Origin of the sequence: Limnohabitans sp. Jir72 (assembly GCF_003063575.1) — a bacterium.
In the GTDB taxonomy this organism is placed as follows: Bacteria; Pseudomonadota; Gammaproteobacteria; order Burkholderiales; family Burkholderiaceae_C; genus Limnohabitans_A.
The window spans coordinates 39,570-59,302 of sequence record NZ_NESC01000015.1 but is presented as its reverse complement, the minus strand read 5'-3'; the positions used below and the strand labels follow the sequence as shown (position 1 = coordinate 59,302).

Annotated in this window: 11 protein-coding genes; 9 read left to right on the top strand and 2 right to left on the bottom strand. The window is 59.8% G+C overall.

The genetic code is table 11. The features are described 5' to 3' along the window. The 6 genes from B9Z52_RS16460 to B9Z52_RS16435 form a co-directional block, all read left to right on the top strand. On the top strand, positions 1-2,208 hold a 2,208-nt coding region (locus B9Z52_RS16460; RefSeq protein WP_146182879.1), incomplete at its 5' end, for a secretin N-terminal domain-containing protein. Continuing rightward, positions 2,205-2,732: a type II secretion system protein gene (locus B9Z52_RS16455; protein WP_369907948.1), complete on the top strand. Its 528-nt coding sequence runs from the start codon at positions 2,205-2,207 to the stop codon at positions 2,730-2,732. The genes B9Z52_RS16460 and B9Z52_RS16455, both read left to right, overlap by 4 nt. Continuing rightward, entirely contained in the window at positions 2,732-3,127 is a 396-nt protein-coding gene (locus tag B9Z52_RS16450; protein ID WP_108414941.1) for a type II secretion system protein, read from the top strand. Before B9Z52_RS16455 ends, B9Z52_RS16450 begins: the two co-directional genes overlap by 1 nt. Continuing rightward, positions 3,102-3,614, top strand: a complete 513-nt coding sequence (locus B9Z52_RS16445) for a type II secretion system protein (RefSeq protein WP_146182878.1) — start codon at positions 3,102-3,104, stop codon at positions 3,612-3,614. The genes B9Z52_RS16450 and B9Z52_RS16445 overlap by 26 nt, the downstream gene beginning before the upstream one ends. 16 nt (positions 3,615-3,630) lie before the next feature. Then, complete coding sequence (locus tag B9Z52_RS16440) at positions 3,631-5,349, top strand: efflux RND transporter periplasmic adaptor subunit (protein WP_108414931.1); 1,719 nt, start codon at positions 3,631-3,633, stop codon at positions 5,347-5,349. Then, positions 5,330-8,470, top strand: coding sequence for an efflux RND transporter permease subunit (locus B9Z52_RS16435; protein WP_108414930.1), 3,141 nt, complete (start codon positions 5,330-5,332; stop codon positions 8,468-8,470). The genes B9Z52_RS16440 and B9Z52_RS16435 overlap by 20 nt, the downstream gene beginning before the upstream one ends. Positions 8,471-8,512: 42 nt before the next feature. Here the strand turns inward: B9Z52_RS16435 and B9Z52_RS16430 are convergent, their stop codons facing one another. Together B9Z52_RS16430 and B9Z52_RS16425 are read right to left on the bottom strand one after the other, a co-directional pair. Next, positions 8,513-8,971 (bottom strand): copper-binding protein, encoded by a 459-nt coding sequence (locus B9Z52_RS16430; protein ID WP_108414929.1) that lies wholly within the window; start codon positions 8,969-8,971, stop codon positions 8,513-8,515. A gap of 63 nt (positions 8,972-9,034) precedes the next feature. Next, positions 9,035-10,201 (bottom strand): hypothetical protein, encoded by a 1,167-nt coding sequence (locus tag B9Z52_RS16425; protein ID WP_146182877.1) that lies wholly within the window; start codon positions 10,199-10,201, stop codon positions 9,035-9,037. Positions 10,202-10,349: 148 nt separating this feature from the next. Between B9Z52_RS16425 and recC the strand changes: the two genes are divergently transcribed. Genes recC through recD form a run of 3 tightly spaced genes read left to right on the top strand, consistent with a single transcriptional unit; the run spans position 10,350 to position 19,647 of the window. After that, positions 10,350-13,898, top strand: a complete 3,549-nt coding sequence (gene recC / locus B9Z52_RS16420; protein WP_108414927.1) for an exodeoxyribonuclease V subunit gamma — start codon at positions 10,350-10,352, stop codon at positions 13,896-13,898. Next, entirely contained in the window at positions 13,895-17,611 is a 3,717-nt protein-coding gene (gene recB / locus B9Z52_RS16415) for an exodeoxyribonuclease V subunit beta (RefSeq protein WP_108414926.1), read from the top strand. The genes recC and recB overlap by 4 nt, the downstream gene beginning before the upstream one ends. Continuing rightward, complete coding sequence (gene recD / locus B9Z52_RS16410) at positions 17,608-19,647, top strand: exodeoxyribonuclease V subunit alpha (protein ID WP_108414925.1); 2,040 nt, start codon at positions 17,608-17,610, stop codon at positions 19,645-19,647. Before recB ends, recD begins: the two co-directional genes overlap by 4 nt. Positions 19,648-19,733 lie beyond the last annotated feature (86 nt).

Genomic DNA, 19,733 nt, shown 5'->3' with positions numbered 1-19,733 from the left:
ACGATGAAATATTTCAATCAGAACCACGCAGCCTTGAAACTGGTGTCTTTAGCCGCAGTGTGTTTTCTTCAAGCATGTGCCAATGACACCCACAGTATCGGGATCAAACAAATCAAAGAAGGCTCGTTTGTTGAAGGACTTGCCAACCTCAAGAAGGCCAGTTCAGAAAGCCCTGCGACCAGTGTGTTTCGTGCGGATTATTTGAGAGAACGTGAGCGCTTGTCAAATCAGCTTTTGTATGAGGCTTCTGCTTTCCGGAATCAGGACGATCTGGATCAAGCTGAAAATATTTACAAACTTGTTCTTGATAATGACCGTGAAAATATACAGGCCAAACAAGGTTTGAACGATATTGCACGATTGAGACGCCATCGCGAACTCATTGCTTCCGCCAAAAGTGGTTGGAGTCGTGGCGAAAAAGATGCTTCGATGCGTGCTTTGCAAAGTGTTTTGCTGGAGAACCCCAATAATTCGGAAGCCACCGCACTTGTCAGGCAGTTCACCGAAGAGCAATCCGGGCTTGTTGCTCAATCGGGCATGCTGCCGGTCTTGGGTGAGGCTTATAAGCGGCCTGTGTCCTTGCAATACCGCGATGCCAATTTGAAAATGATTCTGGAGTCCATATCCCGTACCAGTGGGATCAACATCATCATTGACCGCGAAGTCAAAAATGACCTCAAGGCAACGCTGTTTGTTCAGAAATCTTCTGTAGAAGATACTTTGAACCTCTTGTTGATGCAAAACCAGCTCGAAAAACGCATCATCAATGAGAATACTGTTTATATCTATCCCATTACCGCTGCCAAGACCAAAGAGCAACAAGATTTGGTGGTGAGGGTATTTCAGCTGGTCAATGCTGATCCCAAGCAAATGCAAAACATGCTGAAGACGGTGCTCAAGGTGAAGGAAAGCTTTGTGAATGAAAAAAGCAATTCCATCATCATCCGTGACACCCCTGAAGTGGCGGCCTTGGCGGCGAAACTCTTGAGTTCGCAAGATGTGACTGAACCAGAAATCATGCTTGAGGTGGAGGTCATTGAAATTGCCCGCAACACGTTGAAAGAAATCGGCCTGAGCTATCCTGATCAGATCACATTGAACGTTGCCAATTCTGCGGCGACTGCAGCCACCAGTTCAGCTGCTGCATCTGCCGGGCTTTCCTTGCAAGCTTTGAGGAGTGTGAATTCTTCCGGGATCAATGTCTATGCCGGTTCTGGTGGACTGAATTTGGCCTTGAAATTGAAGCAGCAAGATGGTGATGTCGACATTCTTGCCAGTCCCAAAATTCGGGTGCGTCAGCGTGAAAAAGCCAAAATTCACATCGGTGATCGCGTGCCTATCATCACCAACACGGTGACCCCACAAACGACAGGCACTGCGCTTTACACCGGTGCGGTCCAATATATTGAAGTGGGTATCAAACTGGATGTTGAGCCGGACATCCACTCGGATGGTGAAGTGGGTATCAAGACCTCGCTTGAGGTCAGCAGCATCAGCAGCACGGTGACTGATCCGAAAACTTTGACCACGGCTTATCAGATTGGAACGAGAACCGCCAGTACGGTTTTGCGCTTGAAAGATGGTGAAACCCAGATTTTGGCCGGCTTGCTGAACAATACGGAACTCAAGGGTGCGAGCAAAGTGCCGGGCCTGGGCGATATTCCTTTTTTCGGCCGTTTGTTCTCCAGCAATTCTCAGGACAAACGGAAAACGGAAATTGTCTTGGCCATGACGCCCAGAATCATCAGGAACATTCGCCAGCCTGATGCCGATCAGACCACTTACTGGTCGGGCACGGATAACGCCGTCAAGATTTTGCCCATCATGTCGGGCAAGACCGAAGTGATCCGCATGGATGGCCAAGGTGTTGTAACGGGCGGAGGCCGTCCACTGCGCACGCCCATCATGCCTCAGCCAATGCCTGTGCCGGTTCCTGCTGATCCAGCAACGCCGCCCGCAGCAGTCAACCTTCCTGCCCCGGCAGAACAGCCTGCACCGGTCCAAGTTGTGCCAGAAAAACCGGCTCCGATGGTTTATGTACCCGTGCCAATGTCAGCGCCTGTGAGTGTGCCATTGTTGCCCGCTGGACCATCCACGAGACAGCAGCTCATCACCGATGCGTTCCGCGTTGCGCCAGTGATCAAGGCACCGCCCCCCGAGAACAACGCGACCACCGAAGAGGCGCCACCCGCTGCTGAGGCTCAATGACCTTGCGTATTTTCATGACATGTCGTCAGCGCTGCCTTCGCACTGTGCGTGCTGGCACCACTTGCGCCGGTTTCACCCTCATTGAGTTGGTCATTTCGCTGGCCATTTTGGGGCTGATCGCCACGATGGCCGCGCCGGTGGCCCAAGTGATGTACCAGCGCCATCAGGAGGAGGATTTGCGACTGGCTTTGCGGCAAGTTCGGCTGGCCATTGACCAATACAAGGCGGCTTATGACGCTGGACGCATCATCAAGACGGTGGATGCCAGCGGCTACCCCGCAACGCTTGAAGTTCTGGTCAATGGGATTGAAGACGTCAAAAGTCCTGAGCGGAAAAAAATATATTTCATCAGGAAAATTCCTCGTGATCCCTTTGCGCCATCGGGTATGAAGTCGCTAGATACCTGGGGTTTGAGAAGTTATAAAAGTGACGCTCAATCACCGAGGAGAGGCGAAGATGTTTTTGATGTCTATTCCTTGTCTGAACGAACAGGTCTGAATGGCATACCTTATCGGGAATGGTGATGTCTTATTTTTCATCGAAAAAAATCAAAAATCAGGGTTTTACTTTGATTGAGTTAATGGTTGTTTTTGCAATCGTTGCCTTGTTGTCCAGCATCGCTGTTCCGAAGTATTTCACGAGTCTTCAAAAATCACGTGAATCGGTGCTCCGATATGACTTATCGGTCATGCGTGAATCGATTGACAAGTATTTCAGTGACAACGGTTCATATCCGGAATCTCTTCAGCAACTTGTGGAAAAAAAATATTTGAAAAATATTCCGAAAGATCCCATTGCCCAGGCCAATGATTTGTGGATCATTCTCCCCCCGGTGGATGGTTTGCCGGGATCGGTTTACGACATCAAAAGCGGTGCTCAGGGGCAAGCGACCGATGGGTCCAATTTTGCCGATTGGTGAAGCTTTGGCTGCGAAAAAAGCTAATACAACTCAAGAAGGTGGGTTCACTTATCTTGGCATGCTTGCGTTGCTCATGGTCCTGTTGCTTTGGTCCGGGGCGGCCATGGAGGTGTCACAGACCATGCTGCGCCGCGACAAGGAAGCGGAATTGTTGTTCATCGGCAACCAATATCGCTTGGCCATCACCAGTTTTTATCTGTCGATGGGACGATTTCCGACCACATTGGAAGAACTGCTGAACAGCACCCCCAAGGCGGATCAACCTCGGCGCTTTTTACGCCGCATCTACAGAGATCCAATGACAGGTAAAGCCGATTGGGGCTTTGTGCGAAATCCTTCCGGTGGCATTCAAGGTATTTACAGTTTGTCGACCTTGACACCCATCAAACAATCTAAATTTGAAACCATTGATTCCGCTTTTACTGGATCTTTGAAATATTCGGACTGGAAATTCGTGATTTCTGGTGCGCCTGTCATAACACGTTGATTCAAGGAAAAATGGTATGTTGAAATTTCGTTCACCTGCCCATGTGGTGACCGTGGTCGCCCTCATTGCAGGCTTGGGCTTAGGCGTCGGTGGTGCCCAGTTATGGGGTAAAAACTCGACCGATCATGCTGCTGGATTGGGATCGAAGAATAATAAAAAGATCATGTATTACAGAAACCCCATGGGCTTGGCCGATACATCGCCAAAACCCATGAAAGATGCCATGGGTATGGATTACATACCGGTTTATGAGGGTGAGGATGTCAACGGCCTGATCATTGACGCGGCAAAAGCTCAAAAAGCGGGTGTGCGCATTGAGCCCATCATCCGGCGGCATGTTGAAAAGAGTGTTCAGTTGCAAGGGCGGGTCGAAGCGGATGAACGCCGACAGTATGTGGTTTCGCCCAAATTTGATGGATGGGTAGAAAAAGTCCATGTGGCGACAACAGGCCAATATGTCAAACGTGGCACCCCTTTGTTCGAGGTGTTCAGCCCGGACTTGATTTCTGCGCAAAAAGAATATCTGGTGGCTTCTAACTATGCCAGCAAGAAAGGCGATGATCTTGAGCTGGGTCTGTTCAGCTTGCTGCCCCAGTCCGACATTGCGCTGCAGGGTGCCATCAAGAGTTATGAAACCGGCAAGTCAGAATTTTCGGGTGTGATCGAGGCTCAGTGGCAAATCCGCAAAGCCCTGGAGGAGTATGCCAAACGCATTCGATTGCCCAAAGGCAGTCAATCGATTGCAGACAACGCCTTGGAGGCGCAAGCCAATATGCGTCGCATTGCCGATGCTGCGTTGATGCGTTTGCATAATTTTGATATGCCTGAGTCACGCATCAAAGCGCTGCAGCAGCATCAAGAGCCTTTTCGCTTGATGAATTATCTTTCGCCAGTTTCGGGCATCGTGACCGAGAAAAAAGCTGTTCAGGGCATTCGTTTTCGAGCGGGTGATGTGCTGTATCAGGTGACAGATATTTCTTCGGTCTGGGTATTGGCGGAAGTATTTGAAAATGATGTGGGGAGTGTTCGCATGGGGCAGGATGTGAATGTTTCCATCAATGCTTATCCGGCAAAAGTCCTGAAAGGCAAGATCAATTATGTTTATCCGACTTTGAATCCACAAACCCGGTCGGTTCAAGTTCGAATCGAAATGCCCAATGCCGATGGTTTGCTCAAGCCCGGCATGTTTGCCAAAGTCGAGTTGAAAACAAGCTCCTCCACATCGGGGGCCAAAGTGCTCGCCATTCCCAACTCGGCCGTGTTGGACAGTGGCCAGCGGCAACATGTTTTTGTTCGGGATGCGCAAGGTCGCTTGGTCGCGCGTGAGGTCCGACTGGGCATGCGCGGCAATGATTTTGTCGAGGTCCTCGGTGGCCTGCAGGAAGGGGAGGCGATCGTTGTCTCGGGCAATTTCCTGATCGACTCAGAGAGCAATTTGAAGTCAGCCTTGAAGGGCTATGGTGCGGCGGCCCAGAAAGTGGTGAGTCACCACGCCGATGGCGTCCTGGACTCCCGAGATGCGGAATCAGGCAGTGTGGTGGTGACCCATGACCCGGTTGCCAGTTTGAATTGGCCAAAAATGACCATGGAATTCATCCCCGCGCACTCCGGCATGTTTGCCAACATCAAGCCTGGAACGCCCATGACCTTTGAGTTCGTAGAGCGCAGTCCGGGCGAGTGGGTCATCACCAAAATTGATTTGAAAGGCAAGTCCGATGCTGACCGCACTCATTGATGGGTCTGTAAGGCACCGCGCGGTCATTTTGTTGTCCGCGTTTTTCATCAGCGTGGCTGGCGTTTGGGCATTGCTGAAGACGCCGATTGACGCGCTGCCCGATTTGTCCGACGTGCAAGTGGTGGTGGTCACCGACTACGCGGGGCAAGCCCCCCATGTGGTCGAGAACCAAGTCACATACCCCCTGACGACGGCGCTCTTGAGCGTTCCCAAGTCCAGGGTGGTGCGAGGTTTTTCATATTTTGGCGTTTCCTTTGTGTATGTGATTTTTGAGGAAGGCACGGACATTTACTGGGCGCGTTCGCGAGTACTTGAATCTTTGAAAGCCCTCAACGATGGTTTGCCATCCAGTGTCAGCCCCAAGCTGGGGCCCGACGCCAGTGGTGCGGGCTGGGTTTACCAATACGCTGTCGTGGGCTTGAATCAGAGTTTGGCCGAGCTTCGATCGCTGCAAGACTGGTTGTTGCGCCCGCAGTTGACCCGTGCCCAAGGCATTGCCGAGATCGCCAGCGTTGGCGGCTTTGTGCAGCAATACCAGGTGGTGGCGGACCCGATCAAATTGCGTGCCTACAACCTGTCGTTGACCAGCATCACGAACGCCATCCGCAACTCGAACACCGATGTGGGTGGCCGTGCCATCGAACTGTCGGAAACCGAATACATGGTTCGGGGGCGTGGATACCTGCGTGGCGCTGAAGACCTTGAAAACATCGTGATCAAGACCAACGCAGGGACCGCCGTGGTGCTTCGTGACGTTGCTCAAATTGCGTTGGGGCCTGATGAACGCCGTGGCATTGCGGAACTCAATGGTGAAGGTGAAGTTGTCTCGGGGATTGCGGTGGCACGCCATGGACAAAATGCCTTGACAGTGATTGACAACGTCAAACAGAAATTGGCTGAAGTCCAGACGGCACTGCCTTCGGGGGTCAGCATTCAGGCTGTTTACGATCGCTCGGACCTGATCCATCGCGCCATCAGCACGCTCAGATCCACCTTGATTGAAGAGGCCTTGATCGTCGCTGCAGTCTGTGCGGTGTTCCTGCTGCATGTGCGCTCTGCGCTGGTGGTCATTGTGATGTTGCCTGTCAGCGTGCTGATGGCCTTCATCGGCATGCACTTGCTGGGCATGAACTCCAACATCATGAGCTTGGGTGGGCTGGCCATTGCGGTGGGCACCATGGTGGATGCGGCGATGGTCATGATCGAAAACGCGCACAAGCACCTGGAAGGCTTGCCCGCTCAGCACGATGCAAAGGACAGGTTCAAGGCCATCGTCAAGGCCTGCAAAGAGGTGGGGCCTGCGCTCTTTGTGTCCCTGCTGATCATTGTGATTTCATTTCTACCGGTCTTTGCATTGGAAGACCAAGAGGGCCGCTTGTTCTCTCCATTGGCTTGGACCAAGACATTGGCCATGGCCAGCAGCGCTTTGCTGTCGGTCACCTTGGTGCCGGTCTTGATGTTGGCGTTTATCCGGGGACGCATTCGCCCGGAAGGGGCCAACCCCACTCAAAAGTTTTTGGTGCGCCTCTACCAGCCCATGATTGCACGGGTTTTGCAGCACCGGGGCACAACGGTAGGCTTGGCCGTCTTGGTGACCCTGGCTTCCATTTGGCCTGCAAGCCACATCGGCAGCGAGTTCATGCCCACCCTCAATGAGGGCACCTTGTTCTATATGCCCACAGGGCAACCGGCCATGTCGGTGACGACGGCCGCCGAACTCCTGCAGGTACAAAACAAGATCATCAAGAGTTTCCCGGAAGTGGCCTCGGTTTTCGGCAAATCCGGACGCGCGCAAACGGCCACAGACCCTGCGCCCATCGAAATGTTTGAGACGGTGATCAACCTCAAACCTGAACGCGAGTGGCGCTCGGGTGTCAGTCTGGACAGCCTGGTGGCCGAGTTGGACAAGGCCTTGCAGTTTCCGGGGGTTGCCAATTCCTGGACCATGCCCATCAAGGCGCGCATTGACATGTTGTCCACCGGCATCCGTTCGCCTGTGGGCATCAAAGTGTTTGGCAAGGACCTCGATCAAATCGAAGAAGTGGCCAAAGCCATTGAGGGAGACCTGAAAAAGATACCCGGAACCTCATCGGCCTACGCAGAACGGGTCACGGGTGGCTGGTACCTCGACATCGAGCCCGACAGGTCGAAGATGGCCCGCTACGGTGTGCTCATGAACGATCTCAAGGAGGTCATCGCTTCGGCGCTTGGCGGCGAAGTGTTGACCACCATGGTTGATGGACGCCAGCGCATCGGTGTGGCTGTGCGCTACCCGCGCGACATGCGCGACGATCCTCAGAAAATCATGGCCAATGTGCTGGTGCCCACCGCAGCCGATGGCGCTGGAAACGCCAGCATGGTCCCGATTGGAGAGATGGCCACGCTCCACATCAAAAAGGGCGCATCCAGCATCCGCACCGAGAACTCTTTGCTGGTGGCCTATGTGTATGTGGACGTGCAGGGACGTGACATCGGCTCCTATGTTGCAGAGGCTCAAAAGGCCGTGGCAGCCCACGTTCAGATGCCAGAAGGCGTCTTTCTGGCCTGGAGTGGTCAATACGAATACATGGAGCGGGCCAACGAGCGACTGCGCGTGGTCATCCCCGTCACCTTGCTCATCATTGGCATGCTGCTGTACCTGTATTTCAGAAACTGGCGACAGACGCTCATCGTGCTGCTCTCGCTGCCCTTCGCCTTGGTGGGGGGCTTCTGGTTCATGTGGGCCATGGGCTATCACATGAGTGTGGCGGCGGCCATCGGCTTCGTTGCATTGGCTGGCGTGGCAGCAGAAACCGGCATCGTCATGCTGATCTATCTGGACCAAGCTTGGCAAAACAAACTGACAGCGCTGAACGGACAAGCACCGCGGATGACCGACCTGGCCTCGGCCATTGTGGACGGAGCTGTTGGGCGCGTGCGGCCCAAGATGATGACCGTTGTGGCCGTGATCGCAGGCCTGATGCCCATCCTCTGGAGCACGGGCGCCGGGTCGGACGTGATGCGCCGCATCGCCGCGCCCATGGTTGGCGGCATGCTGTCCTCGGCCATCCTGACTTTGCTGGTGATCCCGGCGGTCTATGCGCTGGTCATGGCGCGCAAAGACTGCACGTCTGACAAATAAGCCCTGCGGCAAGCCCTTCGGGGGCTTGCGGGCGGGGCCACTTTATTCGCAGATGTCGCGCTGGATTTTGGTGACCACGGATTTCCCGTTTTCCTCGACCGCCAGGAACTGGATGCGTTCGCCGATCATCAGGTCTTTCAAAATCTTGGGTGATTTGACCGTGTAGACCATCGTCATGCGGGGCATGAAGCCACGTATCTCATCATGGCGAATGGAAATCTTATCCTGGGCCAAATCAATCTTGCGAACCTCGCCGCCCACCAGTTTGGTGGCATCGTAGCTGCCGCTTTTGATGTGGTCGGCATGTGATGAGGACCGCGCAACGGGCGCTGCTTGCCCCGCGCGCGCAGGCACCGGCTGGTTCTTGTCCTTAGGAGCCACATCCGGCGCGGTCTTTTGGGACCACGATGGATGAGCCATGAACAGCAGCAAAAGCGCGGTGAAAATCCGGTTTTTCATCAGTAAGTGCATCGGCATCGGCATCGACAGCGTCTGGCCCATGGCACCAACCGGTTTTGCTGGCTTCGATGGGGGATGGTCTAGAGAGAATGCTTTATTTAAGAATCACTGGGCGTTAAATATTGAAAAGCGCCGATTCGGAATATTACTAACTTTGAATTCTTCAAGCACAATCAACTGATTGAGTCCTGTAAATGCAAGCCCGTAGGATGAGCCGGGACTTAATTTTGTGGGATTTCCCATTGGCGCTTCGCAAGACAAGGCTGGAAAGGAAACCGTGCATGAGGGGGCAGTATCCCAAATGCGCACACGGTCGGTAAGGCTGGGTGTGGCAGGCGTATCGAGCACGGCCACCCTAGTGCCTGATGCGTAGGTGTACGTAGCGAGTGCCCATGGAAAATGCAATTCGTGCGATGTTGTCGCGGTGGGGCTGGCTTGGCCTAGCACAATATCCGCTTGTGGGCTGTTGCTCAGCGATAGGAGGTCTTTTGTGGTCCACATTAACAGGCGATCGTTGTAAGTGTCAGCCACTACCAAGTGTTCGCCATCGTAAGCTACATCCATTGGATGGTTCAATGTTGCGGCAGTGAGATCAGCATCCGGCACAGGCACTTGACCATAGTCAATGGCTAATGGGCATGGACTTCTGTCACCCAACACTACTGAAGGTGTATCAGAATTGCTGGTGGGGATACCGTCGTAGATCAAAATCCGATTATTGCCAGAGTCGGCGATAACCAAGTTGCCACCAATAACTTTGATGCTTTCGGGTTGATAGATGTATGAATATGAGCAACTTTCATTCGTATAAAGCGCTGAAGTTTTATCCAAAATCACACTGGGCGTGGTGTCTTGTGTTGACGGCGTTGTGTTCCAAATCAGCACGCGATTGTTGGTGAAGTCAGACACAATCATTTTTTCCCCGGCGAAAGCAACACTCTGAATCCCGCCCCCGCCAAAAGGATTTGTAATTCCAATATTTTTGATGTCTGCATCGCTGAGTGTTTTCTTAGACGAGGGTACGCTATTGAAAACATTAATGCTGTTGTATGTTGGCAAATACAACTTGCCTCCAGGGCCTATGGCAGGGTTGCCGGCCATGCTACTAAGGCCAGTGATTTCTGCCGTGGGAACTTGGTCTTTAAAACTTTTGAGCGTCTCAGTCGCACCGATATTCGTACCTCCGCCACCCCCGCCGCCCCCGCAGCCCACCAACAAGCTCAGCGCCAGCGACAACAACACACCGCAGGGAAATTTGTACTTTGAATTCATGATCTTTAGCGCGACTATGGTTTTTGATGTTGATGACAATTTTATTGATTATGCAATTGTTTCTGTAGGCAGCAGGGGATTGTTCTTTTTTCCAAGAAGGTCTCTGGTCACGCTATTCTTCAGGGCTTCGCCGTCCACTTTCGCCTGAATGACCCCCACCCCGATCCCGCCCGGCTTCATTGCCTTGCACAGCCACCGCTCCGAGGTGCTGGCCGAGACCTTGTCGGCCTGGCTGGCGCGCCAGCCCTTGGCGCCGCTGGAGCCCGAGGTGGTGCTGGTGCAAAGCAACGGCATGGCCGAGTGGATCAAGATGGCGCTGGCCCAACAAGGCGGCGTCTGCGCAGCCACCCGGGTGGAGCTGCCCTCGCGCTTTTTGTGGCGCACCTACCGGCAGGTGCTGGGTGCGCAGAATGTGCCGCCCGATTCGCCGCTCGACAAGCTGCCCATGACTTGGCGCTTGATGGCCTTGTTGCCCGCGTGTGTGGCCGATGCCGTGTTTGCACCGGTGGCCGGATTTTTGCGGGGCGACGAGCCCGACCGCCTGCTGCAACTGGCCAGCCGCCTGGCCGACTTGTTTGACCAGTACCAAATTTACCGCCCGGATTGGCTTCAAGACTGGGCCGCCGGGCGGGATGTGCTGCGCAAGGCTTCAGGTCAAGACGATTTGCCCGCTGACCAGCTGTGGCAGGCCGAGCTGTGGCGCCGCGTGCTGGCCACCCTGACCGAATCTGAGCGGCATGCCACGCGGCCGGCTTTGCATGTGCGGGCCTTGGCCCGGCTGCAGTCTGGCGAGGCCTTGGACAGCCCGGTGGCGCGGCGCGTGTCGGTGTTTGGCATGAGCCACATGCCTGGCCAGCTGCTGGAGATGCTGGCCGCCTTGGCGGCGCACAGCCAAGTGCTGCTGGCCGTGCCCAACCCGTGCCAATACCACTGGGGCGACATCATCGATGGGCGCGATGCCCTGAAGGCCGAACGCAGGCGGCACGCCTACCGGGGCGGCCAGGTGCTGTCGGACACCCCTTATGAGCAGATGCACCTGCACGCCCCCGCCTTGCTCGCCGCTTGGGGGCGGCAGGGGCGCGACTTCATCCGCCAGCTCGACGCGTTTGACGATGTGCAGGCGGCATTGGCCCAGACGCAGTGGCCGCGCTTGGACTTCTTTGACGATGCGCCCGGCAGCGATGCCACGCGCTTGCTCACGCAATTGCAAAACCGCATCCGCGACCTGCAGTCCGCCCAAGACCCGGTGGCCTCGCCCGTGCAGGGCGAGGACGCCTCGGTGGTCTTCAAGGTGGCGCACAGCCCGGTGCGCGAACTCGAAGTGCTGCACGACCAGTTGCTGCAATGGTTCCACCAGATGCCCGAGGTCTCGCCGCGCGACGTGGTGGTGATGGTGCCCGACATCGAGGTGATGGCCCCGGCGATCCGCGCCGTGTTTGGCCAATACAAGCGCGGCGATGCGCGTTTCATCCCGTTTGACATTGCCGACCTGGGCGCACAGGCCAGCAGTCCGCTCATCCATGCGGTGGAGTGGTTGCTGGCCTTGCCCCAGCAGCGTGGCCGCATGAGCGAGCTGGTCGAGCTGCTGGAAGTGCCCGCGCTGGCGGCCCGCTTTGGCGTCAAGCCTGAACAATTGCCCACGCTGATCCGCTGGATGGCGGGCTCGGGCATCCGCTGGGGCTTGTCGGCCACGCACCGCACGGGCTTGGGCCTGGCCGCCTGCGGCGAAGACAACTCGGCCCTGTTTGGCGTGCAGCGCATGCTGATGGGCTATGCCTGCGGCGCAGACCCCATGCCGCCTGGCGCAGCGGGCATGGACCCGTACCCGGAAGTGGGTGGCCTGGACGCCGAGCTGGCCGGTGCCTTGGCGCACCTGCTGCAAGCGCTGATGGACTGGTGGCAAGCCTGCACCACACCCGCTAGCCCGGCACAGTGGGCCGAGCGCGCACGCGCCCTGCTGGCGGCCTTGTTCAAGCCGCAAGGCGATGCCGACCGCAACGCCTTGTCGGCGCTGGAACAGGCTTTGAATGATTGGGTTTTGGCGGCCGAACAAGCCGGTTTTGCCGAGGCGGTGCCTTTGGCCGTGGCCCGATCGGCCTGGCTGGAGGCCTTGAAAGTGCCCAAGCTGGAGCAGCGCTTTCGGGCCGGGGGCGTGACCTTTTGCACCCTCATGCCCATGCGGGCGATTCCCTTCCAGATGGTGTGCCTGCTGGGCATGAACGACGGCGACTACCCGCGCCGCAGCCCACGCACCGATTTCGATTTGCTGGGCCTGCCGGGCATGGCCCGCCCGGGTGACCGCTCGCGCCGCGACGACGACCGCCAGCTCATGCTCGAAGCGCTGCTGTCGGCCCGCCGTGTGTTGTATGTGAGCTGGAGCGGCCGAAGCGTGCGCGACAACAGCGAACAACCGCCCTCTGTGCTGGTGTCGCAGCTGCGCGACGAGATCGATGCGCTGTGGGGTGCGGGCACTGCAGAGCGCCTGACCACGGTGCACCCGCTGCAGCCCTTCAGCCGGGCTTATTTTGAAGAAGGCAGCGGCTTGCGGACCTATGCCAAAGAGTGGCGGGCGGCGCAGACTGGATCGCCACGCTTCGCTCGCGATGACGAAGCCGAAGCCGAAGCCGAAAGTCTGTCATCGCGAGGAGCGCAGCGACGTGGCGATCCAGTCTTGCTGCCCCCCCTGCAGTCCGCCACCGGCACGCCCGTCATCAGCTTGGCCCACTTGGCCCGCTTTCTGCGCAGACCAGTGGGCGCGTTTTTCCGTGAGCGACTGCAAGTGCATCTGGAAGATGAACGCAGTGAACTGCACGACGAAGAGCTGTTCGGGCTGGCCGGGCTCGACCTGTACCAGTTGCTCGACCACGAGCTGGCACATCTGCCCGCCGACCTGATACTTGATGAGCTGCCCGCGCACGCTCAGCGCGTGGTGCAGCGCCTGCGCCAAGCCGGGGCCTTGCCGCTGGCCGGTGTGGGCGTGCTCGAAGCCCAAAAGCTCAGCCACAACTTGCAAATCCTGTTGGGCACCGCCTTGCAAGAGCGCCAGGCCTACCCCGAAGTGGCCGAGCGCCTCTTGGTCGATCTGCCGCAGGCGCAGGCCACACCACACGTTCCACCACACGTCCATTTGCAAGACGCACTCAGCGGCCTCTTGTTGGGCGAGGGCGGGGCGCTGTCGCTCACCTTGCGCGCCAGCAAGCTGGCCAACTTGCTGCCCAAAACGCCACAGGCCTACCCCGACAAACTGATCGACATCTGGTTGCTCTCTTTGGCGGCTGCCGCCATGCACCAGCCCTTGCCCTGTGTGGTGGTGGGGCGCAACGCTGTGCTGCGCGTGCCCCCGCAAGACCCTGAGCAGGCCCGTGCCCAGCTGCAGGTTTTGCTGGACATCTGGGTCGAAGGCATGCGCTGGCCCTTGCCTTTGCCGCCCGGCTTGGCGCTGCAATGGCTCAAAGACAAGGACAACCGCAACGCGCTGGCCGATGCCTACGAGGGCAGCGACTTCAAACGCGGTGCCCTGGGCGAAGACCCGGCGCTGGCGCGCACCTACCCTACGCTGCAGTCCTTGCTGGACACGGGCGCGTTTGAGCGCCTGGCCGATGCGGTCTATGCCCCCTTGCAAGCCTGGGCCGCAGACATCACGATCGAGCCCTTGCCCGATGCCGACAGGGGCGATGATCCCGAGGAGCAGGCATGAGCAGCGCACACGCCTTGAATGCCAGCAACTTTCCGCTGCGCGGCAGCCACCTGATCGAAGCGAGCGCGGGCACCGGCAAGACCTGGACGATTGCCGCTTTGTATGTGCGCCTGGTGCTGGGCCACGGCACTCAGGCAACAGAGGGCGAAGACGGCTCAGAAGCTGGCACCGCCCCCGTGCGCCCCATGCTGCCGCAAGACGTGCTGGTGATGACCTTCACCCGCGCCGCCACGCGCGAGCTGTCCGACCGCATCCGCGCCCGCCTGACCGAGGCGGCGCAGGTGTTTCGCGGCATCGCACAGACGGACGATGCTTTTCTGACTGAACTGAAAAACGAATACCCCGAAGGCCCGCAGCGCGAGCAGGCGGCGTATCGGCTGGCGCTGGCCGCGCAGGCCATGGACGATGCGGCGGTCTACACCATCGACGCCTGGTGCCAGCGCATGCTGCGCGAGCATGCTTTTGACAGCGGCAACCTGTTTGAAGAAAACCTGGTGGGCGACGAAGCCGCCTTGCGCATGGACGCGGTGCAGGACTATTGGCGCCAGCAGCTGTACCCCATGCCCCCCAGCTTGGTGGCGCAGGTGCAGGGCATCTGGCGCGATGTGGACACGCTCGAAGCCGACATGCGCGCCCTGATGGGCGTGCCGCTGGCCGAGGCCGAGCCGGGCACGCTGGGCCAGGTGCTGTCGGCCGCGCTCAACGCCCGCCAAACGCAGCTGCAAGCGCTCAAAAAAGGCTGGGCCGATCGGGCCGACAACTTGCTGGGCTGGATCGAGGCGCAATTGGCGCACCACAAGTCCAGCTGGGACGGTCGCAAGCTCACGTACAAAAAATGCGCCGAATGGCTGGGCGTGCTCAAGGCCTGGTCGCAAGGCCCGGACGATGCGCAGGCCCTGCAAGCCGGCATGAAAACCGGCTGGGACCGCTTCACGCCCGAAGGGCTGATGGCTTGCCGCAAGCCCGGCGAAGCCCCTGTGGATTGGCCGCCCGAAAGCCAGGCCTATGCCGATTTGCAAGCCGCCTTGCTGGCCTTGCCCGACCCGGCGCAGGCCTCCCGCCTGCACGCCCGCACGCATGTGCAGCAGCGCATGGCTGAGCTCAAGCGCCGCAGCGGCTTGTTTGGTTTTGCCGACATGCTGCAGCGCCTGGATGTGGCGCTGGCCGACCCGCAAGCGGGCGAGCGCCTGGCCCAGCGCCTGCGCGAGCAGTTTCCGGTGGCCCTGATCGACGAGTTTCAGGACACCTCGCCGCTGCAGTTCCGCATCTTTGACCGCATCTACTGCACGGCGGACAACCGGCAAGACATTGCGCTGCTCTTGATCGGTGACCCCAAGCAGTCGATTTATGGCTTTCGCGGCGCCGACATCCAGAACTATCTGGCCGCACGCCGCGCCACCGCAGGTCGCCACCATGTGCTGGGCACCAATTTCCGGTCCACCGTGGCGGTGGTCGATGTGGTCAACCGCTGGTTCAACATCCCGCAAGACGCCTTCGGTTACCGCCATGGCGATGAAGACCCCTTGCCCTTCCAAAGCGTGGACGCCAAGGGCCGAGCCGAAGTGCTGACCGGCAGCACCGGCCCCATTCCGGCCATGACGGTGGTGCACGACGACACGCTGCGCAGCCAGCGCGATGCGCGTGCGCATTTGTCGGCCTTGTGCGCCGAGCAGATCGTGGCCTGGCTCAGTGACCCACAGGCGCGCTTTGCCGATCCGCAAAAAGGCGACACCGCGCTCAAGCCCAAAGACATTGCGGTGCTGGTGCGCACCGGTGTGGAAGCCGCCGCCGTGCGCGATGCGCTGCGCTGGCGCGGCGTGGCCTCGGTGTATTTGTCGGACCGCGACTCGGTGTTGGCCAGCGACGAAGCGCAAGACCTGTGCCTGTGGCTGCGCGGCGTGGCCGAGCCGCAAGACATGCGCCGCGTGCGCGCCGCCTTGGGCACGCGCACTGTGGGTTTGTCTTTGGTCGAGCTGCATGACCTGGCCACCCAAGACGAGCTGCTGGACCAGCGTGCCGAGCAGATGCGCGAACTGCGCCAGACCTGGCAAAACCAGGGCGTGCTGGCCATGCTGCGCCAGTCGCTGCATGTCTTGCAGCTGGCCGGGCGCTGGCGCGGGCAGGCCGATGGTGAACGCCGCCTGACCAATGTCTTGCACCTGGCCGAACTGCTGCAAACCGCCAGCCACCAGCTGGACGGCGAACAGGCCCTGATCCGCTGGCTGAGCCAGCAGATCGACGAAGCGCTGGACGGCAGCGCAGCTGAGAACGAAGAACAGACCGTGCGCCTGGAAAGCGATGAAGACCTGGTCAAAGTCATCACCATCCACAAGAGCAAGGGCCTGGAATACCCGCTGGTGTGCCTGCCCTTTGCGCACAGCCACCGCGTGGTCAGCGCCGACAAGGCCGCTGTGCTGCAAGTCAATGACGCGCAGGGCGAACGCCACTGGACGCTGGCGTTTGACAAGCAAGACGCGAAAGGCGCGGACCTGGACCGCCTGCGCGAAGACCTGCGGCTGTGGTACGTGGCCTTGACCCGTGCGCGGCACGCCCTGTGGGTGGGCTGGAGCGCGGTCAAGCGTGGCAACGGCAAGGCCTGCGTCAACCACGACAGCGCGCCTGGCCACTTGCTGGGCGGCGGCCAGCCACTGGAAGCCGCGCAATGGCTGCAACCACTGCAGGCGCTGCAGACCGCAGCGCTTGGCGAGGCGCTGCCTGTGCAGTTGACGCTGGCCCCAAGCGATGTGCCCTTGACCCGCTGGCAGCGGCCTGCCCAGCACGCGGCCTTGCAAGAGGCTTTGCACAGCACGGCCCGCATCGACAAGAGCTGGACGATCGCCAGCTTTTCGCGCTTGACGCGGGACCTGTCTTCGCAACCCGTGTTGCAGGCGGCTTTGCACATGGCCACCCCGCGCCCGGCCGATGACGAGCCGCTGGTGGACGAGGTGTCGCTGCCGACCGTACCCTCAGCCTCCGCATCAGCCGCCTTGGCACCTTGGCACAGCTTTGCCCGAGGCCCCAGCGCGGGCAACTTCTTGCACGACCAGTTGGAGTGGCTGGCGGCGGACCACTTCGCCTTGCAGCCCGGCACGCCGCAGGCCGAACGCCTGGCCAGGCGCTGCGAGCGGGCGGGCTACAAGGCGCAGGCCGCTGACGTGGTGCAGTGGCTCTCGCGTGTGGTGGCCCAGCCATTGCGCGGCCCCGATGCGCCTTTGAATGCCCTGGGCACCTTGCTGCCCGAGATGGAGTTTTGGTTGCCCGCTGCGCGCTTGCACGCCAAAGAGGTGGACGCTTTGTGCCGCCAGCATTTGCTGCCCGGCGTGAGTCGCCCGCAGCTGCCCGACGCACAGCTGCACGGCATGCTGATGGGTTTTGCCGATCTGGTGTTCGAACACGCGGGGCGCTATTGGGTGCTGGACTACAAGTCCAACCACCTGGGCGAGGGCGATGCCGCCTACACCGCGCCCGCGCTGGATGCGGCGATGGCGCACCACCGCTACGAGGTGCAAGCCGCGCTGTACATGCTGGCGCTGCACCGCTTGCTGCGGGCCCGTTTGGGCGAGGCCTACGACCCGGCAACGCAGTTGGGCGGCGCGGTGTATTTGTTTTTGCGCGGCATCGATGGACCGGCCGCAGGCTGCTGCACCTTGCCTGCGCCAGTGGCTTTGCTCGATGCGCTGGACGCCATGATGACCCCCGAGGAGGCCGCATGAGCGTGCGCAAAAATCCCCGCGCCCTGGTGGTGCCTGCGGCGCAGATGGACTGGCTGAACGAGCAGCCCGCCGCCATGCTGAGCGCCGCGCAAGCCTTGCAGTGGCTGCACGCGTGGGCCGATCAGGGCCTGCTGCGCCGCATCGACAGCGCGCTGCCTGAGCAATTGCACCGCCTCGACCCACAAGCGCCAGCGGCCTTGCTGGTGGCCGCCGCCGTGCTGGCGCAGATGGAAGGGCGGGGCCACACTTGCTTGTCGGTCGCCGCTTTGTGCGATGTGCCTGTGGCCTTGCTGGGTTGGCCTGCCGCCTGGGTGGACGGGCCCCTGGGCCTGAACGCCTTGTGGGCGAGCATGCCCCGAGATGTGCCTGGCTGGCGTGAGCAGCTGCAAGCCAGCTGCCTGCGTGACGCCGATGCCTCCGATGCGGGCCAGCCCCTGGTGCTCGGCGGCACAGCCGATGCGCCGCTTTTGTACCTGCGCCGTTATGCGGGCTACGAGCAGCGGGTGGGGCAGGGCTTGCTGCAGCGTGCCGGTGAACCGCTGCCGGTGCCGCAACAGGCAGCGCGTGTGTGGCTGGACCGGTTTTTCGCGCCCAGGCCAGATGTGGACTGGCAGAAGATGGCTTGCGCTGTGGCCCTGCGGGCCCGTTTGTCGGTCATCACCGGCGGGCCGGGCACGGGCAAGACCTACACCGCTGCGCGCTTGTTGGCCTTGTTGCTGGCGCTGCACGACACGGGCAGCCCCTTGCGCGTGGCCCTGGCCGCACCCACCGGCAAAGCCGCAGCGCGATTGAAACAATCCATCGACAAAGCCTTGCAGGACTTGCCTGTGCCCGCCGACGCCGGGCTGGACCTCAAAGCGTTGGTCGAGCGCATGGGGCCAGCGCGCACCTTGCATTCGCTCTTGGGTGCGCGGCCCGATTCGAGGCAGTTCCGCCACCATGCGGCACACCCGCTCGATGTGGATGTGCTCATCGTGGACGAAGCCTCGATGGTGCATTTGGAAATGATGGACGCCTTGCTGCAAGCCTTGCCGCCGCATGCGCGGCTGGTGCTGCTGGGCGACAAGGACCAGCTGGCCTCGGTGGAGGCCGGTGCCGTGCTGGGCGATCTGTGCCGCGACGCGGCGCAAGGCCACTACAGCGCCGAAACGGTGCAGTTTGTTCAGGCCGTAGCCGGGCAGACGCTGGAGGCGGCGTATCTGGCCGCTGGCACTTCAGCGCCGCCTTTGGCCCAGCAAACCGTCATGCTGCGCGAGAGCCGCCGCTTTGGCGGACCCATCGGGCAACTGGCTTGGGCCGTGAATGGCGGCGATGCCACGGCGGCATCTGCCGCCTTGCAGTCGGCCGATGCCGGGCCGCTTGCGCAGCCGCTGTGGGCGCAGCAGGCCAGCAGCCCGCAGGCGGTTTGTGATTTGGCGCGTGGTGCATCGGGCAAGCCCTCGTATGCCGAATACTTGGCCTGCATCGCCGCCGGGCCGGTGGCCGGTGCGCACGACGCCTGGGTCCAATCGGTCTTGCTGGCCTTTGACCGCTTTCGCATTTTGTGCGCGGTGCGCCAAGGCGAGTGGGGCACCGAAGGCCTGAATGCATCTGTGCAAAAAGCGCTGGCCGACCAAGGCTGGCTTAAAGCCCAGGGCGAGTGGTTTGCCGGGCGGCCGGTCATGGTCACGCGCAACGACGCGCAGCTGGGGGTGTTCAACGGCGACGTGGGCGTGGCCTTGCCCAACGCGCAAGGCGCGCTCAAGGTCTGGTTCCTCGATGGCGATCAGCTGCGATCGGTCAGCGTGACACGCTTGGCCCATGTGGAAACCGCTTTTGCCATGACGGTGCACAAAAGCCAGGGCTCGGAGTTTTGGCACACGGCGCTGGTGTTGCCACCGGGCGGTGCCGACGTGTTGTCACGCGAGTTGGTCTACACCGGCATCACCCGGGCACGCGAACAGTTCAGCCTGATCGAGGCCCAAGCGGGCTTGCTGGAAGCGGCCATTGCCCGGCCCAGCGTGCGCGCCAGTGGCTTGCGGCAGTGGTTCATGTAGGAGCCGCACCCTGTGCGCGATTTTCAATGCGACATCCCAGCGCGCACAGGGCGCTGCTCCCACAACAATCCTTCGCGCACAGGGTG